Below are 26,146 nucleotides of genomic sequence, written 5' to 3' on the forward strand. Positions count from 1 at the left end.
TTACAACTGATGGTTTTATTTCTTTCTACTACCTATTGACTTACTTTCTGCTCAGCATATTCATTAAATCAGATTCTTTGAGTTTACCATGATCAACTTTACTGAACTTATTTACCATAGAGCTCATTTGATTATACTGCTTAATTAAAAGATTAACATCAGTTACACTTGTCCCAGACCCCTTAGAAATTCTAAGTCTTCTTTTGCCATTTAAAATATCTGGATTTTGTCTTTCTTTTTCAGTCATTGAGTTTATAATGGCTATATATTTTTTCACTTTATTATCGTCTGGCACACCGCTGCTTAGCTTTTTTGTGAATGAACTAGGAATGAACTTCATTATGTTGCTAATACCATCCATTTTATTGAGAATTTTCAACATTCCTACCAAGTCGTTTAGGTCAAATTTACCCCTTTTTACTTTCTTTTGTAACTTATCAATTTCTTCCTGACCAACAATCTCAGCAGCTTTTTCAACCAATGAGACAACATCACCCATGCTAAGTATCCTTTTTGCAATTCTATCGGGGTAAAAATCATCAAGGTCACTTAATTTTTCACCACAAGCAATAAATTTAATTGGACAATCGGTGATCATTTTCATAGAAAGAGCAGCACCACCACGTGCATCACCATCAACACGGGTAAGAATAATGCCGGTTACACCTATTGCCTCATTGAATGATTTGGCAATGTTGACTGCATCCTGGCCTATCATTGCATCTGCTACTAAAATAACTTCTGCAGGTGAAGCTATTTCCTTTATAGTTTTCAACTCACTCATCATATTATTGTCGATATGAAGCCTGCCTGCGGTATCTAGTATTAATACATCATAATTATCATTTTTTGCTACTGCTACTGCCTTTTTTGTAATTGCAATGGGCTTCTCGTTTATCATTACAGGTAAAGTTTGCACATCTATTTGTCTGCCTAGCACTTCAAGTTGTTTTTGAGCAGCTGGTCTATAAATGTCTAAAGAAGCGAGCATCACTTTTTTCTTTTGTTTTTTTAACTTTAAAGCAAGTTTCCCTGAGGTAGTTGTTTTACCTGCACCTTGTAACCCCACCATCATAATCACAGCAGGGGGTTTAACTGCTAGGTTTAAGTCACTTTTTTCTGATCCGAGAACTGCAGCTAAATTATCCTGTACAATTTTAATTATCATTTGTGCTGGAGAAACACTTTTTATGACTTTTTCCCCAATCACTTTATCTTTAATGTCGTTGATGAATTTTTTTGCAACTTCAAGTGAAACGTCAGCTTCAATTAAGGCTATGCGTATTTCACGCATGGCAAGATTAAAATCATCTTCAGAAATGATTGACTTTCCTCTCAGTTTACTAAATACAGAATTTAAACTTTCAGTTAACGATTTAAACATAATAGCATTAGTAGAATACTCATTAAAAAGAGAGAAGAAGCTGAAACAAAACTCACTGAGTTATAACCCAGCACTTCTTTAAGTTTAGTAATATTATTAAAGTATAAACCAGTAAGTGGATTAGTCAAGTTTTGCACTACGCTGGCAAACATTTCTCTAGTTTTAGAGACTAACTGATTGAACAACAAGACAATATAGGATATGAAAGTTCTAAAAATCCAATCAACATCCATTTTAAAATTTACTCTCGGGTAAAATAACTTGCGTAAAGGAATAAACAATAAAGTGGTACATAGTAACAAATTAAATTGCGACAAAATATTTTTTGTGTTGTACACAAAATCGAAAATCGAAGGTTTATTGTAAATAGGTAAGTAAGGATTGCCAGCGATTACGCATATAAATGCTAAAATAATCATAGTCATTTTGCCTCCCCTCTCTGCTAAAGGTTTCGACTTACTTTTTACAATAAATATGTAGTAAAGAAACTTGAGCCCCACGCTTAAATAAAGCAGTAAATTTAGAATCTTGTATAAGTTTTTATACACTTCTAAATTAGCACCACTTGCTTCAATCTCGGCTGTAATGTATGATTTACTAATAAATCCAGCGGTTCCAGGAAATGCAGCCATTGTAAGTATTGCAATTATAGCACACATGCCTTCCACTGACATCAAATTACCCACTCCATTAAAACTAATTGTTTTTGTCCGCGAAATAATCGCATTGCTAACCACAAACAATAATGATTGATAAACGAGAGAGAAAATTATGTGTAGCATCAAAATTGGTATTGCCTTTTCCGAAGGGCTGAGTAAACCTCCTGCAATAATCAGCAAGCCCATTTGTCCTACAACATTGTAGCATAAAAATCTACGAATATTTTGCTCAAGAGAAGCAAATATAATGCTGTAAATTGCAGTGATGGCGCCTACAAGCGCTAATATTTCAGTACAATCTTGCCATAGGTTATAAGTGTGTAAAAGCATCACTAAAAAGGAGATTTTAGTAGTAAATAAAGAGAGATATGTAGTGCCATGTAGCGATGCAGCAGGATATGCATCAACAACCCAAAACGAAAAAGGAAAACAAGCACAGTTTATCAATAAACCCCAAATTATCAGGTTAGTGCTTTGAAATGCCAATCCTGCTATTAATATAACCCCAACCAAAAAGTGTACGCAAGCGTACCTTATTGCAGATCCACTATCTCTACAGCTAGCTGCAATAATAAAAGATGCACTGATGGTCATTAATTCAAAGAATACTACAACTAATATTGTCTGCTCAGATAAAATTGCACACAATGAGCTGATAGTGTAAGCAGCAAAAGAAAGCATCTCTGAAAAACTCAAATTTTTTGCTGGTAGAACAGCTAAAAATGCAACTGATAGAAAAGATATTAGTACGATACGAAAAGATAAATCATAATTTAGAACTGGATGAGTCCAATTTAATATATTACCTAAATTTTCAGGTAATGTTAGTACTATAACTATTAATGCAATCAGCAGAAGTAGCAGTGACAATTTATAAAGCTGCACAATGATGTAAACCAGTATGGTTTATGCTACCTCAATATACGAATAAAATCAATTTGCATATTAACCACTAATTAAACTAATTACCATATAATTATATCAGGGTTTAGAGGGTTATAGAGAAACCGGTCAGATTAGGTTTTAAATCTAATCTGACCGATAGCTTTAATAGTGAGGTAAGCTTTAATATAGCACTCCTAATTCATAGTGCTACACTCGTGCATAATTTATTTTTAATTTGTGCACGAGCGTTAGTAAATTATTTACTTTTTGAAATAAAGTTTGACATTACTTTAATACCAAGAACTTCAGCAAGTCTGCCAGTTGAAAGTTATTTACTCGCTTTCTCTTAAGTATCTGCATAAATCTAATGGAGTTGGCAGTTTTCAATTCACTCATTCAACTTTTATGACCTTTGCAATAGTTGATCCTATTAAAGAATTCTTTGTTAATTTAGTCTTTTACGCTTTTTTAGATATCGTTGTGGTGTCTTAGCATAGATTCCGCTAACAAGTAGCGGAATCTAAAATTGTTTTTAGTCTGTATCAAGTATTATAATGACAGCATTTGAGCAGCAGATACTGGAACTAGGAAAGCTCTTTAGTAGCTGTATAATGAAAATTAGATTATAAAATCCTCTACAGCACACTGACATCTTCCTGTATTTTAACGTCATCCACAATTGTGTAATCAATATTACACTTATTGAGTCCATTTAATATCCTGTTGTGGAAATATTTTTCACCATAATCTTCCATGATAACACTTATATAGTCAACACCGTCAATATCAGAAAGCTTATTACATACTTTTGGATCTTTAACTGCATAGTGTTGTGTAAACTTACACTCGCTGTTATCATCTTTACAAAAAGAAATTTTTCCTTTTTGTTTATTATCTGTAGTCATGATAAATCTGTTGCCTTCCTGATCTTTTGCTGAAAACTCATTACTACCCTTGTCTATGGAATATTGTTCCTTTGGAAATGTAAATGTTAAGTGATATGTCATAATACTACCTTAATAAAAATCATTATTGTAGTGTAGATTTATTAATAAATAATATACATCATGGTATAATTAGTACAAAATAGATTTAACCAACCTCAGTAGGGCATCCAGTTGGACCCATAAGAATTATTTGCTCACCTTCTCTTAAGTGCCTGCATAAATTAGTGGAGCCGCCAGTTTCAAGTACAATAGTGGAGATAATTCTTTTTTTTTTGTCTACTTCAGTGCCAGTTACAGCTATACCTTCCATAGCAAGGTTAGTTTTTCTGCTATAGGTTGCAAAATTTTGCAACCTATAGAATTGTCCAGGTTTAAAATTTTTTGCTGCAAGTGGTGCTTTGATCACTATTTCCACAACTTTGTCGGTTAAGTATTGGACTTTTATAACCTTTGCAGTGAATTGCTCTTTAATTTTGTTGAAGAATTCTTCATTAGTTGCAGCGTATGACGCTGGCTGGCCATTATTTAAAAGCTGGGAAATAATAGGGTAACCATTCTTAGCGCTTGCCATAGCTTTCACGACACTGCCACTATATGAAGGATGAAGATCACCAAAAAAGCTAATTGTTTTATTGCCTTGCTTATATACCAATATCCTGTCTTTATTCTGCATCTTAGGAGAAAATATTGGATCTATTTCTTTTCCTGATAAATTCAAATGAGTAAAATACCCATTACTTAATTTAAAATGCTTTTTATCTTCTGTTGCAATAACTGTATTTGGCTCAGTACCTGCTGCTATAAAAATAGAACGTGCTTTTATACGTTTGATTTCGCCGGATTTTGTGTCTATTAGTTTTATTGATTCAGCATGGTTATATTTATTCGTCACAACTTCAACTGGTTCTAAGTTTTCAATAAAATAAATCCCTTCTGACAGTGCATTTTGCACCTCTTCGCTATTTAATCGATAACTTGGTGAATCTTTTAGCTCTTTTCTATATACAACTTTCACTCCCCCCAAGCTCTGCATTAACTCTAATATTTTTATTTCTCTACTCTCTTTTTTTGCTAACTCTTGCTCTGCTTGGATCAATTGTGCGTGCGATATAAATTCATTCGCAATTTCGCGCTCTTCTTCTGTCCAATCTTTTTCAACACAGTCCTTTCCATACTTATCAACTAATATCTCATAACGAAGAAGAAATTTTTCTACTTGAATTGGATAATACGCTAAAGCTTCAGTAGCAGTGTCAATCGCAGTAAGCCCCGCACCTATGACAACTATCGGCATGCGCACTTGCAGATTTGCTATAGAATCAAATTTAAGAGCGCCAGTCAATTGTAACGACATAAGAAAGTCAGATGCCATACGCACTCCACGAGCTAGTATATTCTTTATTTTGATCATTCGTGGCTTGCCAGAGCCAAGTGCTAGGGCGATGTGATCAAAACCCAAGTTGAAAGCATCATCAACATTAATCGTGCCACCAAAACGAATGCCCCCATAAAGTGCAAAATTTTCACGTCTTTCTAGTAATAACCTGATAATTTTTAAGTAATTCTTATCCCACCGAGAAGTAATGCCATATTCTGCCACCCCACCAAACCCATCTGCCGTGCGTTCACTCAATTTTTCGTGTTTGAAATCTTTAATTAGCTGGAAATTATCAATCAAAGGTTCAATCTTTAGTCCATCAATGGCGATAACGTTATGTCCATCATTCAACAAATGATGAGCTAAATTAAAACCAGCAGGACCAAGGCCTGCAACTAGAACGTTTTTTCCGGTGTTTTCTCTTGGCAATGAACGCTGAAAATTTAAAGGATTCCAACGGCTGAGCAGAGAATATATTTCAAATCCGTACGGTAAACTAAGCACATCATCCAAAATCCTTGTTTCAATCATTGGCACATTCACGGGTTCTTGTTTCTGATATATGCAAGAGTTCATGCAGTCATTGCATATTCTGTGCCCAGTAGCCGCACATAATGGGTTATCTATCATCACAATTGCAAGGCTTGCTATGCTGTAGCCTTCGCTTTTCATCAGATTCATTTCTGATATTTTCTGTTCTAGTGGGCAGCCATGCAGCTCAACTTTTAGTGGGGATTGTTTAAAAGTATTGTCGTTATTAATTAGCCCCTTTGAGCAGCTATCCTTATTCTGCTTATGACAGAATATGCAGTAGTGAGCGTTATCTAATGCTTTATTCAAACTCACCTTTTTGCTTGTTAGATCAAAACCATATCGTCTTTTTACTTCATTTGAATACAGCACTTCAACTTTGTCTACTTCTTTTTTAGAAAATGGTATGAGATTTTCATGGTCAATTTTCCTATGGATACTAAAGAGTATACTCTGTTTATTTTTTACTCTCCACGCTGCATATTGTGCTGCAAGTTCTATTTCTTCTTTGTGATTTTCTTTATCTTCAAACCAATGCATCACCTGCTTGGCAAAATTTTTTTCTGTTGTTGGCAAAGTGAGAAAATGACTTAGTTTGTTAGTAATATCTATATTCGCCACATTAGTGTATTTCTTCAATGCGTAGCGTTGGACAAATAACCTTTTGCATTTATATATTACAGCAAAGTCATTGTGTTTTTTCTTTAGCTCCTCTATTTCTTTTTCAATATTGAAAAGTTTTGCAATAAATTCATCAAGTAAATATGAGAGGTCTATTATTAACTGACTATCTGTCATCCAAGTAGCTGACACTGGGATCCGTTCTTCTTGTTTTCTAGATCCCAGTGTCAAGCACTGGGATGACATCAAAGAAGAAGCTGCTTTTTCTCTTGCTTCAATTAATAAACAAAACAAGCTTTCATCGCACGATTTTATATAATCTAAAAACGCCTCATCCAATTTTATTAATCCACTGCGAGTGTATAAGTTTGAAAATGAGACTTTGAAATTCAGTTGCATCGTTATACTATACAGTGTACATACTGTTTTTTGCAGATGAAGATTTTATTTGTCTTGCAGTCTTGCTAAGATTGTTGCTTCTGCAGCCTTTTCTTCCCCAACATATGCAACACACTCAAATTTACATGCACCCAAACGTGCACTTTTTATACTGGATTGAAGAATCAACGTGTCCCCTGGAATAACTGGCCTTCTGAATTTTGCGTTTTCAATAGACATAAAGTAAACAACTTTATTTTCTATTGTTTTTTTACCGAGGACACATATAGCAGATGCCTGAGCTAAAGACTCAATTATCAAAACTCCTGGCATTATCGGATGGTCAGGAAAATGACCAATAAAAAATGGCTCATTGAAAGTTACGTTCTTAATTGCTTTTATGCTTTTACCATGATCACATTCTATTACTCTATCTACTAGGAGAAACGGATAAGAATGTGGTAATATTTTTATAATATCACTGATATTAAATTGCATAAGCTTACTCAATGCTTTGTAAAGCAAATTCAGGTATTTCCTTATTTACATTTTTTAATACCACATCTGATAAATCAACCTCATCCATAGAGTATAGAACTTGATTCTTTTTTGAAATAAGTAGTACTAAATCTATATTGTTTTTTTCTGCTGTTCTTTTAGCAGCTTCTTTTATCTTATTAAAAACACTTTCTACTGCTTCTCTATAGTTTTCTTCTAAATTTGACATTTTTTTAGCGTAATTATCCCTAACGCTTACAGCGTGCTTATTAAATTGTTCTGCCCTTTCTTTTTTTGCTTCTTCTGACAAAAGGTCAGATTCTTCTTTTGATGGCTTAAGTTTTTCTAACTCATTTTCAAATTCTTGCTGTAACCTAGAATTCTGTTCCTTTATTTGTTGTTGTATATTTTGCAGAGCCAGAGATTCATTGATAACTTTGTCACTATCAATAATAGCAGCCTTTGTATTAAGCACGCCCTGAGATTGATATCCTACAAACTTATATCCCACAAACATGGAAATAATTAATGCAATAACTGATATTAATAACTGTATATATTTCATTCAAATCCCCGCTTCAATAGAAATTTTAACGTTTGGTGATGGTATTATATCATAAGCTTCCTTTACTAAAGGGAACCCAAAATCTAATCTAAGTCTACCAAAAGGAGAAGGCATTGAAAAGCCAAAACCTGGTGATACTCTTATAAGCTTACTATCATAATATTGTCCACTATATTCCCCCTTTTTATCTAAACCAAAAAGTGTTGCGTAGTCAACAAATAGTGAGCCTTTGATACCAGTGTAGTCGTATAATTTGGGTAATGGAAAATCTACTTGCTGTGTTAAATTAAAATAAGTTTCGCCTCCTAATGAGCTATTATTTTTATCTTTTGCTCTTGGTCCAATACCAGAGAGGTCAAATCCCCTAATCTCATTAAAAAAGCGCTGGCCAATGTTTAGATCTTTATCAATATAAGAAAAAATATGACCTGCCTCCACCTTAAAGCGTAGTGTTATATCATCATCAATTTTGCTTAATATCGGATGTGTATAAAAAGATAAGAATTCAGATTTTAGGAAATTTACATTTCCTCCCAATCCTGAAATATCCTGACTTAAGCGCAGTAAATACCCCTCTCTTGGAGCGTATAGATTATCCAATTTATTATATGTAAACGTGTATCCCACTGATGAAATCTGATGTTCACCTTTTTGATCTCTTATTATCTGAGAGATATCCTCATCTTTTCCACCCTTATTGTCCATGTGTATGTGACTATACTTATAAGAATAGTGAAAGGAATTGGTTAGATTTTCTGAGATTTTATATGATAATCTTGCTGTTCCTCCCCAATTACAAGTATCAAAAGTAGTGTTTGGTTTATCTTGTTTTTCATAAAAAATACCCATGCCTAATGACGTATCAGAATCGTTAAAATTGTTTTCAACGAAGTCCATATTAGCAGAAAGCACATGTCGACTTTTTTCAAGAGCAAAAGAGAGCTCTTTACCACTACCAAATAAATTACGATCTGTGAGACTGGTTTTAACAAATACTCTACCAGGAAGAGACAAACCTCCTGTTAAAGATACTGAGGCAGTGTTTTTTTCTTTAACATTTAAGTCAAGATTTACTGCATCGTCATTAACTGCGTAACTATTTACTTTCACTGTTTCAAAAAAATCACTACTCATTAGTTTTTTACGTGATTTTTGAATCTCAGATGTGTTATATGCGTCGCCTTCTGCTATACTGAGCTTTCTTCTAATTACTTTATCTAAAGTGCGATCATTACCATCAATAGTAATTTGGTTTATATAAATCTTTTTACCCGGTAGCACTTTGTAAGTTACATCCATAATATTGTTACGTTGTGTAAATTCTGGATTAACTCTTGCAAATATATACCCTTTTTCATTTAAATGTTTACTTATTTTTTCTGCTGTATTGTTAATTTTAACTCTATTAAATATCTGATTATTTTCTTCTGTGATAAATTCTAATATTTCTTTCCTTAAACTTAAATCCTGAATCTCAGCTTCAATATCAACTTCATTATTTCCAAATAAATATTGCTGCTTTTCATCAATCAAAAAAGTTAACTCTATTTGGTTGTTACTATCAACCTCAACAATTGGTTGGATATTATTTTTAATATATCCTTTAGATGAATAGAAGCGATCAAGCAGTTCTGTGTTAATCAGTAGATATTGAGGTGAATAATGAGTTCCGCTTTTAAAAATTGCTCTAAATAACTTACTAAATATATCATTGCTATGTCTTTTGATAACTTGCTCTAGCTCATTTGCTGAAAAATTTTTGTTACCTATGAATCTTAAACCCTTAATTTTAGAGGTTCTGCCTTCTTTTACCTTAAAAATCAGATTGATCCTATTGCTACCAAGCTTATCTATCTCATATGCAATTTTAACACCAATTTTACCGCTATTCCTATAAAGAGTAACTAGATTTATTAAATCGTTTTGTAATTTTGTTTCAGTAAAAATAGTTAGTGATTTCAACTGGATAACGTTATTTAGCAACTCTTTACTGTTAAATAACTTATTGCCCTTCAATATTACTTTGTTAATTAGTGGATTCTCCTGAATTTTTACTACTAAGTTTGCTTCATCATCCATATAGGCGTTAACACTAGCAAATAACTTTGTTTTATATAAACCTTTTATAACTGAATCTATATCATCATCATTTATATAACTACCTGGTTCTAATTTTGTATAAAACCTTATTGTTTGATCACTTACTCGCTCATTTCCAATATACTTAATATCTTTTATCTGTACTTTTTCCTTATTTTCTAGAGCAGCAAGTAGAATAGGAAAAGAGATAAAAATTATTATTAGTATGTGGAATAACTTTCTCATACGTATCTTAAAAAAAATGCCTAATATCATTTGTGATTGCAACTGCCATCAACAAAAACAATATGGTAGCACCAAAAGTGGCTGCATATTTTTGATATTTCAAACTCAAATCTCTACGTATAACTGCTTCTATGATATAATGAAATAAATGCCCACCATCTAGCAGTGGTATTGGCAGCAAGTTAATTGCAGCTAAATTAGCTGAAATAATTGCCATAAAATATAGAACCATAATAAATCCCTTTTTAGCTGATTGTCCTGAATATTTTGCGATTTTTATTGGCCCGCCTATTTCATTTACATTCCTTTTACCCACAACAATTTGAAAAAGAGCTTTGATTGTTAAACACATAGTGTGGTAGGTTTCACTCACTGATAGGCTAGCAGCTCCAAGAAAAGATGACTGTTTTAACCCCATTATATTAATTGAGGTAATTCCTATAGTTTTTCTTTCTATTATGTTGCCAAAAACATCTCTATCCTCAACTGTAAACGGAGTTAGGGTAGTTCTGTGCTCTTGGCTATTTCTGCTATACTTAATTTCCATTCTTGTTTCAGGGTTTGACATTATCACTCGTGAAATATCTTCAAAGTATTTTATTTTATACTCATTAATCTGTGTAATAGTGTCACCTGGCAGTAGGCCAGCTTGCTTTGCTGCACTTTCTTCAATTACATTACCAATTACTGGTGGAGTACGATAATAGCCTGCCACGCTGAAAAATACTGTGAAAGCTATAACGGTAAATATCATGTTTGCAAAAGGCCCTGCAAAAACTATTGCTGCTTTTTGATATCGAGGTTTTGTATGGAATGAGTATAATTTTTCTTCTTCAGTTAATTTTTGTTGATCAACAGGAACGCTTGCTGCATTAGTATCCCCTAACATTTTAACGTAGCCACCCAATGGAAAGGCACTTAATTTCCATCTAGTTCCAGACTTATCGTTAAAACCAAAAATTTCAGGACCAAAGCCTATAGAAAAAGATTCAACTTTAACCTTGCATGCTTTAGCGACAATATAATGACCATATTCATGCACGAATACTATGACAGAAATTATTAAAGAAAATGATAGAAAATAATATATTCCATCGCTAAGTTGATGAGAAATTAATTCCACCTATATTTAAAATCTTAATCAAAGGCTAAGTATATTAAAATGTGCCTCGCTTGACAAGTATTTAGTTTAGTCTTTAAATTAAAAAAAAGTTTAATGACAATGACAGATATCTCCTTATTAAGAAGAAAATTGATGTATAGGAGCTGGCATAGGGGCTGCAAAGAAACCGATATACTTTTAGGGCATTTTGCATTAAAATATCTTGATAAATTTTCCTTAAGCGAACTAATCGAATACAAAAAAATAGTTGATCTTGATGATTACGAATTATATTGTTACATAACTCGTAAGACACTCCTACCACCTGGCTTGAGTAGTGAGATAGTCGATTTGATTGCTTGCTTTAATCCTTTATGCACTCAATAATCTTATTCACCTTGTTTAGTACTTCAACATATTCTATTTTTCTCTCACTTCTATACTTTTCGCGCTCTTGATTTACTTCATCCAACCACTTTGTTAATTCTAAAATTTTATCCTCGAGAGTCAATGCTGCAAGTAAGAAATTTAATGCGTCTGAGCCCTTACCTCCAGTTTTTTGAGATATGGAGCTAACTAGCTTGTTAAAGCTATTAGCAAGTTGTAATAAATGGTCCTTCTTTTTACTTTCGCAAGATATTTTGTATGTGTTATTACGTATAACTATTTCTACTACTTGCATATGGTGCTATATTGTATGACTTTCACATTTACAATATAGATTTTTATTCATTTATCAAGTTGGATAACTTTTTACTGCTACGAAAATAAGTTTTAAAATATTGATGTTTTGCAACCTTCTGTAACATCAAATTACTTGTCTCTTTCAAGTTATAGCTCCTAATTGAAAAAGAACCAAATCCCCTGATTTCAACTCTACTATGATACTTCAATGCGCTTGAAAGTACCAAAAAAAAACTATCAACTATGGCTGCTATAAAGATCTTATCTAACAGAGGATGTCTTTTTGCTACTTTTGCTATTATATCAGATTTTGTTGCCATTTATATGAATTCACAATAAGTTACTTGGCAGATAATATGATATTATATTTTTCAACACCCAGTACTTCAACTTGTATTTTTTCTGATATAGAAAACCTTTTATTTTCTGGTAAATGCTCTTGATCTATTAAAAGGGCTACATTGTTCTCAACCTCAACAACTAGACCATTTTCTTCTCTCTTACTTACAGTAACCTGCATTTTATCGCCTACTTTAACTTTCTTTATTAGTTCTTCAAGAGGATCATACTCTATTTGTTTTACTCCAAGATAAATCCTTGTCCGATCTACATTAGCCCTTATTACTTTTGCTTCTATTTTATCACCTACATTACACTTTTTTATCTCATCTGAATTATTTCTAGACCAACTTAGGTTTTGCATATAGATTATCCCTTCTACATCCTCACATATCTCAGAATCATCAAAAATCACAGATATTTGTGAACCAGTATTGCTCTTAACTGTACCAGAAACAATAGAACCGAGAGGATATTTATCAATAAATACTTGCCAAGGATTATCTACGCACCTTTTTGTACTTAAACTCATCTTATTTTTAATAGTGTCAATACCAAGAATTTTAACATCTACCTCTTGTCCTATTGTTACAAAGTTACTAATTGGTAAAGTACTCTTATTCCAAGTTATTTCTGATGAGTGCACCAAACCTGCAATTCCAGGTTTAATCTCAACAATAAACCCGCAATCTTTTATACCTGTGACACATCCTTTGTGTATGCTGTTAATTGGACATTTTGACTCTAGATCTTGCCAAGGATTATCTCCTAATTGCTTTACACCTAGGGAGATTTTTCCATTTTCTCTATCTATTTTTATAATTTTAGTTTTTATATGCTGACCACAAGAAAAAATCGCGGATGGATGACTTACATTACTCCAAGAAATATCTGTAATATGTAGTAGCCCATCTATAACTCCCACTGTATCTGATTCATGAATACCGACAAATGCACCATAGTGAGTGATGCTTTTTATTTTGCCTTCTACTATATCACCTTCATTTAAAGATTCTAAAAACTTAATTTTTTCACCAGCGCATAATTTCTCTAACACCAGCCTTCTTGATACTACAATATTCCCCTGCTTCTTATCCATTTTAAGCACGATGAATTTTTGTTCAGTTTCAATAAGGTGATTAGCATCTTTTACTTGCTTCAAATCCACATGACTCAGCGGTAAAAATGCACTTATTCCATCACCAAGATCAACAATAAAACCGCATTTAATTGAGCGTTTAATGATTCCAGCCACTTCATCCTTTGTAACTGTGCTTTCTTCCAACTTATTCCATTTCTCGTCTCTAATTGCTTTCTCACGACTAAGAACAACATTACCATGATAATCTTCAATTCTTTCTACATAAACTTTAATTTTCGAGCCAATAGTGATTTCATCATTACAACCGAGCTCCTTGATCAGAATTCTTCCGTCTGACTTTAAACCAACATCCACCACAATATCATTAGGATTTATTCTTGTAATTACACCTTTTACCACATCTCCTTCTTTAATTCTATTAACAAAAGAATCTTCAAAAAAGGCATTACCTTGATTATCAAATTGGTCTTGAAATATCTCTTCTATGAACTTATTTGATGATAGCTTCCTGATAGTGAACGGCAGACTTACAGATGAATTATTATTCATACTCTTAATTTAAACTTTATTAGAACTCATATATTATATAATATTAATAATTAGTGACAAGTAATTTCTCATTAATTCATTTCTAGAATTGTTTAAGCTATAAAAAATGAGGTTATGTAAGAGTGTGCTATTTGAGAATAACAAATGGATTAGGTCGTTCTCCAGAAAATCTAGGTTAAAGTCGGATATTTTGGAGAAATATTCTATTCAAAATAGCAGGGAATCTATAAAAAAGATCGTAAGCTCGCAAAAAAGAATATGGATAGAAATAGGTTTTGGCAATGGTGAAAATATGCTTCATCAGGTATTCAATGAAACTGATCTATTATTTATAGGATGTGAGCCTTATTTAAAGGGGGTTTCTTGCTTGCTAAAGAACATAGAAGCACACAGCATAAAAAATATTTTAATATGGACAGAAGATGCGAGAGAATTAATTGCCAATTTTCCTGATAACAGTGTTGAAAAATTCTTTATTCTTTTTCCAGATCCATGGCCAAAAAGAAGTCACAACAAAAGACGGTTAATTAATAAGGAATTTTTAAATTTATTAGCAAAAAAAATACTTGTCACAGGGGAAATATTTATTGCAACTGATCATCAAGATTATGCAGAGTGGATAGAGTTGCATATAAAGCAGTGTAACTCTTTAACCTATAAGGAAGATAGTTTTGCAAATTATACTCTTACAAAATACCACAGAAAAGCGCTAGAATATCAGCGTAAAATAAAGTTTTTTAAAGTAAGTGTTATAGATAAACTAACTTAGATTTACCTCTGCTTGTTAGTACAGCTGTGTACGTGACACTCAAACAGCCCTGATTCTAAAGGCATTGGTGTTAGTTTTTCTCACCCACTGCAAATACTGCACAATACTGTCTACTTGATCGTCGTGACGAACTTCTGGAAACATTAAAATCTCATGCTCAAAATCGCTGAGCCATACTGCTTGATGCGGCAGAAAAACCCTCTCAGATTCTATAATTGGGACAATTCGGTGGAATCGAGTTAGTTTGTCATCATGTGGTACTATTTGAATAATAGGTAAATCACTGTTTTTCTTGAGCTCTTGCACCAATTGCTGACCGCTTGCTTTTGCTTCGATTAAAATTGCATGTGGCTTCCACTTTGCAGCCAGTAATAGAACTTGCTCTTTAAGTTTTGGATACTCAAGTTTTGCACGATATACGTCGAGCAAATAGAATTTATTATCTATTTTTGTCCAGGTAGTGCAGACGCTAAAGTCGCTTACGTTACTTGTTGAAATTGCGGTATCCCAACTTTGCGTTACATGCAAGAGGCTATCAGGAAAATTTTTATAGCGCTTTAGCCACTCTCGTTTAATTATACCACTTGAAAGTGGTAGAGGATTTTGTTGGTATTGAGCAGCAAAACCATAACTTCCAAGTTCAGTTTTTATCATCTCAATTTCTTCTTTTCCTTCATTAAGGGAATATAGCAACTGACCTTCTTCCCTTGAGTATATACGCGCTGGAATATGATTATTAACTGAATAAATAATCTCTTTATCTTCAGCTATTATTGGTAAACAGACATGATGCCATATGTTTTTTGGTTTAGAGAGAAGGTGACCAGTTAAATCTTCCAGATGGAGCCTATGCATCACAAGAACGATGACTCCTTTTTTTCTGTCGTTGAGTCTGGTTACTAGAGCCTGATCAAACCAGTTTGCAGCACGCTTTCTAAATGTTTCGCTCAAAGCTTGCGCGGGACTTAGTGGATCGTCCACAATAATGAAATCACCACCTTCACCGGTTAATGTTCCTCCAACTGATGTTGCAATCCTACATCCTCTTTGCACTGTTTGAAATTTATATTTAGTGTTTTGATCTTTGCATAATTCTACTTCCGGAAATAGCTCTCTATACCAATCAGATTGCATTATGCACCTTGTATCAAGTGAGTGCTTTTCGCTAAGCAGTCGAGAGTAACTTGCAACTATTATTCTTGCAGTTGGCTGATTCCCGAGTATCCATGCGGGCCATGCAACACTTACGCATACAGACTTCATCGAGCGTGGAGGCATATTGAATATTATTCGTTTTACTTCACCAGCGCTTGCCGCTTCAAGCCTGTCTGCTATGACTTTTATATACTGATAACCGTTATACTCACACCCTGGCACTACCGTTTGAAAGCATAACTCAATGAATTTTAAAAAGTTCATGTTAGTCTCCTATAGTGTTACTGGAATCTACTTTATGATTACAGTACTCTTTTCTGTATCCAAGTAGCCCCTGTGGCGTCATTCAAGTAACTAACACTGATTTCCCATCCAAAATCCCAGTGCCTAGACACACAGCTGTACGAACATTGTGATTTGGGCTAAAAAGATGCGAGTAGCCCCTTCGGTGTCATCCCAGTGTCCTCTTTCTCTTGTCATCCCAGTACTTGATACTGGGATCCAGATGCACGGCTAATGCTGAAACCAATACTCCCTTTTCTTGTCATCCGAGTACTAGGACCCAGAAGACTCAGGTAATAAGAACTAGATTCCAGCGTCACGCGCTGGAATGACACCGTCACAAACTGCTAGGTCTTCATAATTTCATCCCAGTGTCCTCTTTCTCTTGTCATCCCAGTACTTGATACTGGGATCCAGATGCACGGCTAATGCTGAAACCAATACTCCCTTTTCTTGTCATCCGAGTACTAGGACCCAGAAGACTCAGGTAATAAGAACTAGATTCCAGCGTCACGCGCTGGAATGACACCGTCACAAACTGCTAGGTCTTCATAATTTCATCCCGGCCCTCATGATGTCATTCCAGTCCTCATAGTGTTTATCCCGGCCTTCATAATGTCATTCCAGCCCTCATGATGTCATCCCAGTACTGGGATCCAACTAAATTGGTAAACACTTTACAGCATTTTTGATGGAGAGAACTAGATGCCAGTGTCAAGCACTGACCATTTTTTCCTTAAGTTTTTGCAGCTTGCGTTCTATTACAAAAATTTTGTGGTACTAATGAGTAGCAAAATGATAGCGAATCTAAACTAAAAAGAATACATTCTTACACTGCTTTAAAGTCTACTAAATTCATTTTTAAAGAATAATAATTATAATATACTTTGTGTGTGGTTAAGATAGCTCTGGAATGGCATAAAGAATTACGCCATCATCGAAATGAAACTCGTTATTTGTATCTGCTGCTGTGTACTCTTTATGAATTTTATAAGAGTTATAAACATCATACTCTGCTTTTATATGGTAATCATAATACTGAAACTCACCATTTTCATTGAAAGAGCCAAATTGATCAATTAATGTAGCTATTTTTCTACCTTTTCCACTCTTTGTTAATTCAAATACATCGGCTGGGCAGTAACCTGGATCAGTGGTTCCTTCTGTGATAAGAAATGATGGTTTATCGTTAAGCAACTTGCAGAAATTTGGTTTATATTCCTTTTTCATACAGTTTAAACTTATATACTGATATTCACCTGAGACGTTTGAGTATTGTGGATCATACTTTTTATGTTCAAAAAACTCATTACCTAAGAAATTACAAAACGTTAATTTATAATCATCATTATTACCGGACTTAACGACTTTAAGGTAATGAAAATCTCTAGGAATTTTTACCTCTTCTTTCGTAACGTGATTACGTATGACAAGCTCACCATTTGGCATATGATAGCCAATCTTTGGCAAAGTAGCTACAAGCTTACCGTTCAACATGATATTTGCTTGATAGATATCATCCGATAACTTCTCTCCTTGCTGCAAAGTACAATCCTGCCCGGCCTTAGTTGTTGCTTCTGATACACCACACTGTTCAGCCTTAGTTAAGTTTTCTATTATTGTTGATATCTCACTTATTTCTAATACATCATGTTCATTTTTTGTGTATTGATATTTATAGCAACTACCATCTTCATATACCGGGAGATAGGTTCCTTCTTTGTCTGATATATAAATATTATCATCTTCTATTGTAAAATAAAGTCCATCTGTTTCTTCTTTAATCTTTTGTAGTACTGGGTCATTTTCATCGTTAAAATTGATAAAGTCGAGTACTCCAGTTGCGCCTCTATTCAATAATTTGATACCAAAATATGGACTATCTTTTATGTTGTAAAGTGCAATTCCAATCGATTTGGACGCAAGCTTTTCTATAATATCATCCCTCTGTGTACTTATGATAGCCTCTTGTTCTATAATAAGATCCTCTTCAACAGGCATATTATTTTCATCATGTCTTCTTGTCTTCACAGGTGAGTTTCCTTTATATAAAACTATTATATTACTCTCCAATTTCAATTTCACATCTCTAATAGTGTCACCCAACTCAGCTGTGCCCATGTGTGAACAGATAGTATATTTGTTGTCATCATGCTCTAATTTGTAATATTTATCAGGCAGTTTAATCAACTTTTTGTAAAGCGGATCTTTGTTATCTATTCTAAATGTCATACTATTACCTTAAATAACCAGCTGTTGTTTGATTAATGGTGCTGAGACTATTTGGAGGAGTAACATAACTCATAAAACTTCTTGGCAATTTGGTATCTGTTGCTGTTTTTTCAGTATAAGAACCCTCTTTTTGCTGCTTATTGCTTTCTAACGTCTTTTTTATCCCATCTTTAAAAGTAACTAAAAATTTATCAGCTTGTTTACAATTTGGGCAAGCTTCTTCTGCAAACGAACATAAAATCCCTGGTATTTTAGAAAAATTACCACTTCTTATTTGTTTCACAATAGCTGATTGTACTGATACAGGATTGAAACTTAGGTTTTTAAATGATATGCCAGATTTAACCGCTGCATGTTTTAGTACTTTTTCAAACTCCCCTGTAATATTTAATGCATAACCTAGCGCTTCTAACGGAGATACAGACTGATCTGTTGTAGAGATATACTTTTGACCTGTAATTTTCCTTATCAATACATCCAATAACAAAAGTGTGCCATCTATGTCAGCGCTTTGAGTTATCATAGCTTTGGTTGATTGAAAATTACTATAATCTATAGCAGGCTTGAAAGAAGAAAATATGAATTGAGAAGCATTTTTAGCAGTATCTACAATAGTATTGGCAAAAACATTTATCCATGAAATTGGTCTGCCTGCTCCATTTTTTACTGATGGATTGCTTATTTCCCTCTTTCCTCTAGGTGCAATGCATATTTGATCCATAGGTTCTGTCCTACAAAACATATCTTTTACTTTACTATGCAATGCTTCAGCGGTTTCTGCTGATTGACGTGCATCCATAGCAAAACTGTCAGCCTCTTCTTTAAAAACTTTAGTTTCTGTAGCAGATCTTTCAGAAGCATTTTTAGCTACCTCTACTGCATTTTTAGCATCCAAGGTTTCAGTTCTTGTTTGATTAATCTCACGTAAAAATTGATGCACCACATCAGCACCTATTCCATCTTCTCCCTTTGGACCTGGCATTCCTATTGAACCAGTATCTCCTTTACTACCCTTAAGACCAGATCTGCCAGCCCGACCTTTGGGCCCTTGAGGTCCAATATTTCCCTGTTCACCCTTTGTACCTTTTGTTCCATCCATACCTGGCAAACCTGCAAGACCTACTGGACCTATATCTCCTTTTAATCCATCTGTACCGATATCTCCTTTCTCACCCATATCGCCTTTTATTCCTATGGCTCCATCTGCTCCTTGAGGTCCAATATTTCCCTGTTCACCCTTTGTACCTTTTGTTCCATCCATACCTGGCTCACCCTTGCTGCCTGGAAGACCTTGTGTACCTGGCAACCCATCTGTACCGGTATCTCCTTTCTCACCCATATCGCCTTTTATTCCTATGGCTCCATCTGCTCCTTTAGGTCCAATATTTCCCTGTTCACCCTTTGTACCTTTTGTTCCATTCATACCTGGCTCACCCTTGCTGCCTGGAAGACCTTGTGCACCTGGCAACCCATCTGTACCGGTATCTCCTTTCTCACCCATATCGCCTTTTATTCCTATGGCTCCATCTGCTCCTTGAGGTCCAATATTTCCCTGTTCACCCTTTGTACCTTTTGTTCCATTCATACCTGGCAAACCTGTAAGACCTACTGGACCTATATCTCCTTTTAATCCATCTGTACCTGGCTCACCCTTGCTGCCTGGAAGACCTTGTGTACCATTGAAGCCCCTCAGACCTGTTATACCTGGCAATCCATCTTCTCCTTTAGGTCCTGTTGAACCAGTATCTCCTTTACTACCCTTAAGACCAGATCTGCCAGCCTGACCTTTGGGCCCTTGAAGACCTATATTTCCTTTGTCACCTTTAGGACCGGATATACCTTGTACTCCATCTGCTCCTTTAGGTCCTACTGGACCTTGTACACCTGGCAAACCTGTAAGACCTACTGGACCTGTATCTCCTTTTAATCCATCTGTACCTGGCAATCCATCTGTACCGGTATCTCCTTTCTCACCCATATCGCCTTTTATTCCTATGGCTCCATCTGCTCCTTTAGGTCCAATATTTCCCTGTTCACCCTTTGTACCTTTTGTTCCATCCATACCTGGCAAACCTGTAAGACCTACTGGACCTATATCTCCTTTTAATCCATCTGTACCTGGCTCACCCTTGCTGCCTGGAAGACCTTGTGTACCATTGAAGCCCCTCAGACCTGTTATACCTGGCAATCCATCTTCTCCTTTAGGACCTTGGACTTCTCCTGGATTTTTCCTTAGTTCTTCTGAAATGCTTTGTGTTAGCTCGGTATTATTTGCAAGTTTTTCTACTAATGTATCACTTAGTAACACATCTGCTAGCTCTTGAATTTTGTTATCAGCTAGTGCAATGGCTATTCCTGTGTGAATATCTTGATCATCGATAATTCTTCCTGCAATTTGCTGCTCTAATACTAAATCTCCGTCTTGATTACGGTATTCAAGTACCTGATTAGCAATGGTGCCACCATTAATTAATTTTTGTACAACTTCTTCAGGACTTGCATTTACACCGCTATCCCCTCTATCACCTTTTGTTCCTGGAGCTCCCGGTGTTCCTGGAGCACCATCTACTCCTTTAGAACCTACTGGACCCTGCGGACCAGGCATTCCTGGTGCCCCATCTGCTCCTTTAGGGCCTGGGGTTCCGTCTTTGCCAGCTTGACCTGGCGCTCCAGTATTTCCTTTATTACCCATACTTCCTTTAAAACCCTGTATACCTTGATCACCTTTTAGTCCATCTATACCTGGCTCACCTTTTTGTCCTTGCACGCCTGGAAGACCTTGCAAGCCCCTTGGACCTTGGTCACCCATATTACCTTTAGGACCAGATACTCCAGTATTGCCTTGAGGACCTTGAACTTTTCCTGGATTTTTTCTCAACTCTTCTGCTACTCCTTCTTGTAATGCTTGGTCATTTATCAAGATTTTTTTACCTTGATCATCTTTTGCTTCTAGCACTGCTTTTCCTAGCTCATCTACTTTAGTGTTAAAGAAGTTATGAACAATATTTTCAACTATTGTTTTTGCTGCGCTCACATTGCCTTTTAATTGAGTATACTCAAGTAAATACTTAGCCAATTTTTCCTTATCTATTTTTTGTTCCACCATGTGGAGAGCTTTTGCTTGCTCACCTAAACCACTATGCAATAGAAGGTACTTAGCAAGTCCCCACTCACTCACCTTATCTCCTACAAGAGTATTAGCCTCTTCTTTGTTCATACTGCTTCTATCAACAAGTAATTCGGCAAGTTTTTCTGCAAATTTTTCATATTTCTTAAAGACCATAGGATCGGGATTATTTTGTTGTGTAACATCGCTTGTTATTGCGTTTACAATATGTTTTGCAATTTCTTTCGCTTCCTTTTGAGAAAGTTTATGTACTACTCCTTCAGTGAGTTTTGCTTCATCAACTTTATTCATAAATTCCTGTGGATCGAGATTAATTTTACCAGCAACCTGAGTTGCAAGATTTTCACCATTGCTGTCCTTTGTATTAAGCACTACGTTTCCTAGCTCAGCTTTTTTACTAGTAACTAATTCTGTTGCAATTTCTGTAGTACTTGGGGTATATCCTTTCTCACCCTTTTTACCCTCTGGACCTTTTGCACCTGTTGGACCATTACTACCTTTTGGTCCTTCATTACCTCTATCTCCCTTCGCTCCACTTTGACCTTGTGGACCTGGAAGACCTATAAAACCTGGCTCACCCTTTTGGCCTCGAGAGCCTGGAAGACCTAGAAGACCTGACCGACCCCTTTTACCTGGATAACCCATCATTCCACCTTTACCTGGACGACCAGGGAGACCTAGTTCACCTTTATAACCTGGAGGACCAGGGAAACCTCGCAATCCTTGTTCACCCCTTTCACCTGGGAAACCTATAAGACCTAGCTCACCCTTTTGGCCTTGAGAACCTAGAAAACCTCTATCACCTTTTTCACCAGAAAAACCTCGCAATCCTTGTTCACCCCTTTCACCTTTGAAGCCTGGAGGACCTTGTATACCTTTATCGCCTTTTGATCCATGCGCACCTGACGCTCCAGTATCTCCTTTATTACCTTTAGGACCTTGAATTTTTCCTGGATTTTTTCTCAATTCTTCTGCTACTCCTTCTTGTAATGCTTGGTCATTTATCAAGATTTTTTTACCTTGATCATCTTTCGCTTCCAGCACTGCTTTTCCTAGCTCAGCTTTTTTACTAGTAACTAATTCTGTTGCAATTTCTGTAGTACTTGGGGTATATCCTTTCTCACCCTTTTTACCCTCTGGACCTTTTGCACCACTACTACCTTTTGGTCCTTCATTACCTCTATCTCCCTTCGCTCCACTTTGACCTTGTGGACCTGGCTGACCCCTTTCACCTAGATAACCCATTATTCCATCTTTACCTGGAGTACCAGGGAGACCTCTACCACCTTTTTGACCTGGAGAACCAGAGAAACCTTGCTCACCTTTATAACCTGGAGGACCAGGGAAACCTCGCTCACCCCTTTCACCTGGTTCACCTTTGGAACCATCAAAACTTGCTTCACCAGACATACCTGGCTCACCTTTTTGACCTGGAATACCTGGAACACCAAAGAGACCTTTCTCACCTTTTTGACCTGGGAGACCTGTAGGACCCACTACTCCACGGTTACCTGTAATACCAGGGAGACCTTTCTCACCCCTTTCACCTTTAGAACCATCCAAACCTGCTTTACCAGGGAGACCTGGAATACCCAAGAGACCTTCCTCACCTTTTTGACCTGGAGGACCTTGTACACCAGCATGTTCTAATCTTTTAATGTCGCTTTCTAAAGCTTTAATTCTTTCTTCTAAATCTATATATTCTTTAGTGTTCACATCAACCTCCAAAAAGTTGTCAAAATTTTCTAAGTTATAATAATAAGGATATGGACCTCGGCTATTGTCATACTCATCTCCAGAATAACCGAGGTTTAAGTCATAGTAATAATCAGTATATGAATCTGGGCTATTGTCATGCTCATATCCAAAATAACCGGGGTGTAAGTCATAAAATCCTTTGCATTCACCATCTTCATCTGATATGCAGCCAACATAATTATTGCCTAACTTTTTTGCTGTAAAATAACTATCTTGCGCTTTTAAGCTCTTTGTTTTATGAAAAGAAGATAACTTGAAATTATTATCCTTGCGATTGAATATTGGAATAACGTTATTCAATATGTAAACCTCGCCAATAGTGGTATCATATACATGAACGCTCTTATAGTATCTGTATTGCAGTTCGTTAGAAAACCAGTTTCTTGCTCGTATTGTGAGCCTTTTATCAGACGAATTTTTAAGATTTTCTAAAATAAGACTGATATTTTTGCTACTAATTATGTCTTTTGGATCTATTAAAACCTTGCTATTTTCTAGCAGTTCATAATTAACACTACATTTGTTAGCATTATATGTGTAAACATGGGCATTATTTGCGTAATTTTTAGGTATATGATCAATAGTAGCTATAATAGTATCTTTGCCATCATAGTAATAATAATAAGGTTTATCAGAGGTAGTAACTAAAGCTAATTTGTAATCGTTTCCTACCCTTTCTAGCTTTAGCCGTAGCCCTTGAGATAAGTCGTGTAGTACACTTGTCACGTCATGCTTCAAATCTCGAATTTGAAAACGCCGATCAATATTGTTGTCGATGATAATGTAAGATACACTAGGCAGGCTAAGTGTTGTTTTGTTATTTACTCTTATTTGAGTAGTTGTTACATAACGAGTTACATTACTGCAATCTTTTTGAGGAACATCTTCCTTTTCTAGTTTAAAACGCATCTCCACCTCCCTTTGCGATTAGATATAGTTAATTTACAGGCGTTAATTATTGATTAATAATGATGATAAGTAAATATAATTATGCTTTATGCTAATTTAATTATAAATTGACTTGTGAAAGAAAGCTGTTCTTTTCTGTCATTCCAGCACCTAAACAGTAGTTACTCACAAGCAAAAAGCAGCTAACTTATGCTAACACTCGGTGAAATTGTGGAAAGTTTGGATGTCAGTGTCTGGGCATTGGCATCTATTATGTCACAAAATAAATGTTCATTATAATTAGCTATAAGCATCAAAAACTTTACCAATCTAAAAAAGATAAGGTAAGTCCAGAATTTAAATTAATAATTTACTAATGCTTGGCTAAATATAGAGAAAGCTGCTATAATTTTCACTAAAATGAACTTTATTAAAAACACCCTCATTGTTATAGTAAAGGGTATAGAAGAACCTGTCAAGCAGTTTCTTATGACTTAGATTCGATGATAGAATACAATGTAAAATAGCTACTTCTTCAATTTTATTGAAGTAAAGAACTGGTTTCCATTGCGGTAGATGAGCAACATTATTGAATCTTTGCCGTTTTTCTTTACTGCTGAATCAATTTGTTTTTGAAAATCATTAGTGTTTTCAATATCGATTCCATCTAATTGGATAATGATATCCCCTTTTTTAATAACATGCAGTGTGAAATTACTATTACTATCTACACTAGTAACTACTACACCTTTTGTGGGTGCATTATTTTTTAGTTCTTTTGGCAAATTTGAAACGGTTAAACCACTTATATAACTAGATGTTGATTTATTTTCTTCTTGATTATTACCTAGATCATCGTTTGCAGATTCCTCGATTACAACCTTGATATTGACTTCTTTACCCTTTCTAAGTAACTTAGTTTGTACTTTTTTCCCAAGTTCAGTTCTTGAAACCATTTGCGGTAATTGTGTCATTCTATCAATTTTTTTACCGTCAAATTCTAATAATATATCACCTACTTTAATTCCTCCTTTCTCTGCAGGACTACCCTTTACTACACTTGCAACTAGTGCACCTTTGGTGTCTTTTAAACCCAAGGATTCAGCAAATTCTTTTGTTATAGGCTGAACCTGCACACCAAGCCAACCATGTTTTATTTTTTTGCCACTTTTTAATGTGTCAATAATTGACATAGCTAGATTAGATGGTATAGCAAAGCCTATACCCACGTTACCGCCAGATTCAGATGGGGAATAGATAGCAGTATTAATGCCTATAACTTTTCCATTTAGATGAAATAATGGTCCCCCTGAATTGCCTCTGTTAATTGCAGCATCAGTTTGAATAAATTCATTCATAGTACCAATACTAATGTCTCTAGATCTTGCGGATATAATTCCTGTGCTTACAGAGCCACCCAAACCAAATGGGTTACCTATTGCAATAACTGCATCACCAACCCTTGCTGTATCAGAATTACCAAATGCAACAAAAGGAAGATCTTTATCAGAATTAATCTTAAGCACAGCAAGGTCAGTTTTTGCATCGTAGCCTAAAACTTCTGCTTTGAAATAAGTGTTATCGTTCATAGTAACTGTGATATCTTGGGCGTTTTTAATAACGTGATAATTAGTTACTATTATTCCATCTTTATCTATAATAAATCCAGAGCCAAGCAACACCACCTCTCTGTTAACGCTAGGGCCCCTGTCCATAAAAAACTGATCAAAGTGCTCAAAAAATTCTTTAAAATCATCAAAGAAATTATTTCTTGGTGTAAAAGGAATTTTAGTTCTATTGTTATTTTCTTGCTTAACTATTTGCTCACTTGAAATATTTACAACTGCAGGAATAAGCTCTTCCACTATATCAGCAAGCCCTTGATATACAGGGCCCGCAACCGTTTTTGTGAACACATTAGCATATGAAGAAAACGCAATTAGAAAATATGCAAATATAGATAAAATAAATGCTTTACTTCTCATAAA

Annotated in this window: 17 protein-coding genes; 2 read left to right on the top strand and 15 right to left on the bottom strand. The window is 35.1% G+C overall.

Annotated elements, in window-relative coordinates:
• Positions 1 to 40: 40 nt before the first annotated feature.
• From ffh to rseP, 8 genes are all read right to left on the bottom strand, one after another.
• Entirely contained in the window at positions 41 to 1,384 is a 1,344-nt protein-coding gene (gene ffh, locus wVul_RS04830) for a signal recognition particle protein (RefSeq protein WP_047759401.1), read from the bottom strand.
• On the bottom strand, positions 1,369 to 2,928 hold the full coding sequence (locus wVul_RS04835) for a proton-conducting transporter transmembrane domain-containing protein (RefSeq protein WP_047759402.1): 1,560 nt from the start codon (positions 2,926 to 2,928) through the stop codon (positions 1,369 to 1,371). The genes ffh and wVul_RS04835 overlap by 16 nt, the downstream gene beginning before the upstream one ends.
• 635 nt (positions 2,929 to 3,563) lie before the next feature.
• Entirely contained in the window at positions 3,564 to 3,935 is a 372-nt protein-coding gene (locus tag wVul_RS04840; RefSeq protein WP_047759403.1) for a hypothetical protein, read from the bottom strand.
• 85 nt (positions 3,936 to 4,020) lie between these two features.
• Complete coding sequence (locus tag wVul_RS04845; RefSeq protein WP_047759404.1) at positions 4,021 to 6,804, bottom strand: FAD-dependent oxidoreductase; 2,784 nt, start codon at positions 6,802 to 6,804, stop codon at positions 4,021 to 4,023.
• A 45-nt stretch (positions 6,805 to 6,849) separates the two neighbouring features.
• Positions 6,850 to 7,281, bottom strand: coding sequence for a 3-hydroxyacyl-ACP dehydratase FabZ (fabZ, locus tag wVul_RS04850; RefSeq protein WP_047759490.1), 432 nt, complete (start codon positions 7,279 to 7,281; stop codon positions 6,850 to 6,852).
• Between the two features lie 4 nt (positions 7,282 to 7,285).
• Positions 7,286 to 7,846 (bottom strand): OmpH family outer membrane protein, encoded by a 561-nt coding sequence (locus tag wVul_RS04855; RefSeq protein ID WP_047759405.1) that lies wholly within the window; start codon positions 7,844 to 7,846, stop codon positions 7,286 to 7,288.
• Positions 7,847 to 10,171 carry an outer membrane protein assembly factor BamA gene (gene bamA / locus wVul_RS04860; RefSeq protein ID WP_047759491.1) on the bottom strand — a complete coding sequence of 775 codons (2,325 nt, stop codon included), beginning with the start codon at positions 10,169 to 10,171 and terminating at the stop codon, positions 7,847 to 7,849. It abuts the gene before it with no gap.
• A gap of 7 nt (positions 10,172 to 10,178) precedes the next feature.
• Complete coding sequence (gene rseP / locus wVul_RS04865) at positions 10,179 to 11,294, bottom strand: RIP metalloprotease RseP (RefSeq protein WP_047759406.1); 1,116 nt, start codon at positions 11,292 to 11,294, stop codon at positions 10,179 to 10,181.
• 99 nt (positions 11,295 to 11,393) lie between these two features.
• Between rseP and wVul_RS04870 the strand changes: the two genes are divergently transcribed.
• The gene (locus wVul_RS04870; protein WP_047759407.1) at positions 11,394 to 11,660 is read left to right on the top strand and encodes an FAD assembly factor SdhE; all 267 of its coding nucleotides are present in this window, start codon (positions 11,394 to 11,396) and stop codon (positions 11,658 to 11,660) included.
• Here the strand turns inward: wVul_RS04870 and wVul_RS04875 are convergent.
• The 3 genes from wVul_RS04875 to wVul_RS04885 are packed head-to-tail and all read right to left on the bottom strand — an operon-like array spanning position 11,638 to position 13,947.
• Positions 11,638 to 11,955, bottom strand: a complete 318-nt coding sequence (locus tag wVul_RS04875) for a cell division protein ZapA (protein WP_047759408.1) — start codon at positions 11,953 to 11,955, stop codon at positions 11,638 to 11,640. The two genes, wVul_RS04870 and wVul_RS04875, sit on opposite strands and share 23 nt — an antisense overlap.
• A 43-nt stretch (positions 11,956 to 11,998) precedes the next feature.
• Complete coding sequence (locus tag wVul_RS04880) at positions 11,999 to 12,277, bottom strand: HU family DNA-binding protein (RefSeq protein ID WP_047759409.1); 279 nt, start codon at positions 12,275 to 12,277, stop codon at positions 11,999 to 12,001.
• Positions 12,278 to 12,297: 20 nt separating this feature from the next.
• The gene (locus wVul_RS04885) at positions 12,298 to 13,947 is read right to left on the bottom strand and encodes a 30S ribosomal protein S1 (RefSeq protein ID WP_047759410.1); all 1,650 of its coding nucleotides are present in this window, start codon (positions 13,945 to 13,947) and stop codon (positions 12,298 to 12,300) included.
• 124 nt (positions 13,948 to 14,071) lie between these two features.
• Here wVul_RS04885 and trmB point away from each other — a divergent pair, with 124 nt between their 5' ends.
• A complete protein-coding gene (gene trmB, locus wVul_RS04890) occupies positions 14,072 to 14,716 on the top strand; it encodes a tRNA (guanosine(46)-N7)-methyltransferase TrmB (RefSeq protein WP_047759492.1) in 645 nt (214 codons plus the stop codon).
• Positions 14,717 to 14,755: 39 nt separating this feature from the next.
• Here the strand turns inward: trmB and terL are convergent, their stop codons facing one another.
• The 4 genes from terL to wVul_RS04910 all read right to left on the bottom strand — a co-directional run bounded on the left by terL (position 14,756) and on the right by wVul_RS04910 (position 26,143).
• Entirely contained in the window at positions 14,756 to 16,135 is a 1,380-nt protein-coding gene (terL, locus tag wVul_RS04895) for a phage terminase large subunit (RefSeq protein ID WP_047759411.1), read from the bottom strand.
• A gap of 915 nt (positions 16,136 to 17,050) precedes the next feature.
• Positions 17,051 to 18,385 carry a hypothetical protein gene (locus wVul_RS04900; protein ID WP_047759412.1) on the bottom strand — a complete coding sequence of 445 codons (1,335 nt, stop codon included), beginning with the start codon at positions 18,383 to 18,385 and terminating at the stop codon, positions 17,051 to 17,053.
• A 4-nt stretch (positions 18,386 to 18,389) separates the two neighbouring features.
• Positions 18,390 to 24,179, bottom strand: a complete 5,790-nt coding sequence (locus tag wVul_RS04905) for a latrotoxin-related protein (protein WP_047759413.1) — start codon at positions 24,177 to 24,179, stop codon at positions 18,390 to 18,392.
• A gap of 506 nt (positions 24,180 to 24,685) precedes the next feature.
• Positions 24,686 to 26,143 (bottom strand): DegQ family serine endoprotease, encoded by a 1,458-nt coding sequence (locus tag wVul_RS04910; protein ID WP_047759414.1) that lies wholly within the window; start codon positions 26,141 to 26,143, stop codon positions 24,686 to 24,688.
• Between the last annotated feature and the right edge of the window lie 3 nt (positions 26,144 to 26,146).

It is taken from the genome of Wolbachia endosymbiont of Armadillidium vulgare str. wVulC (genome assembly GCF_001027565.1).
Lineage (GTDB): Bacteria > Pseudomonadota > Alphaproteobacteria > Rickettsiales > Anaplasmataceae > Wolbachia.

What these genes read in the sequence shown, in the direction of transcription:
- ffh (WP_047759401.1), bottom strand. Translation starts at nt 1,384, where the DNA reads ATGTTTAAATCGTTAACTGAAAGTTTAAATTCTGTATTTAGTAAACTG.
- wVul_RS04840 (WP_047759403.1), bottom strand. Translation starts at nt 3,935, where the DNA reads ATGACATATCACTTAACATTTACATTTCCAAAGGAACAATATTCCATA.
- wVul_RS04845 (WP_047759404.1), bottom strand. Translation starts at nt 6,804, where the DNA reads ATGCAACTGAATTTCAAAGTCTCATTTTCAAACTTATACACTCGCAGT.
- fabZ (WP_047759490.1), bottom strand. Translation starts at nt 7,281, where the DNA reads ATGCAATTTAATATCAGTGATATTATAAAAATATTACCACATTCTTAT.
- wVul_RS04855 (WP_047759405.1), bottom strand. Translation starts at nt 7,846, where the DNA reads ATGAAATATATACAGTTATTAATATCAGTTATTGCATTAATTATTTCC.
- bamA (WP_047759491.1), bottom strand. Translation starts at nt 10,171, where the DNA reads ATGAGAAAGTTATTCCACATACTAATAATAATTTTTATCTCTTTTCCT.
- wVul_RS04870 (WP_047759407.1), top strand. Translation starts at nt 11,394, where the DNA reads ATGACAGATATCTCCTTATTAAGAAGAAAATTGATGTATAGGAGCTGG.
- wVul_RS04875 (WP_047759408.1), bottom strand. Translation starts at nt 11,955, where the DNA reads ATGCAAGTAGTAGAAATAGTTATACGTAATAACACATACAAAATATCT.
- wVul_RS04880 (WP_047759409.1), bottom strand. Translation starts at nt 12,277, where the DNA reads ATGGCAACAAAATCTGATATAATAGCAAAAGTAGCAAAAAGACATCCT.
- wVul_RS04885 (WP_047759410.1), bottom strand. Translation starts at nt 13,947, where the DNA reads ATGAATAATAATTCATCTGTAAGTCTGCCGTTCACTATCAGGAAGCTA.
- terL (WP_047759411.1), bottom strand. Translation starts at nt 16,135, where the DNA reads ATGAACTTTTTAAAATTCATTGAGTTATGCTTTCAAACGGTAGTGCCA.
- wVul_RS04900 (WP_047759412.1), bottom strand. Translation starts at nt 18,385, where the DNA reads ATGACATTTAGAATAGATAACAAAGATCCGCTTTACAAAAAGTTGATT.
- wVul_RS04905 (WP_047759413.1), bottom strand. Translation starts at nt 24,179, where the DNA reads ATGCGTTTTAAACTAGAAAAGGAAGATGTTCCTCAAAAAGATTGCAGT.
- wVul_RS04910 (WP_047759414.1), bottom strand. Translation starts at nt 26,143, where the DNA reads ATGAGAAGTAAAGCATTTATTTTATCTATATTTGCATATTTTCTAATT.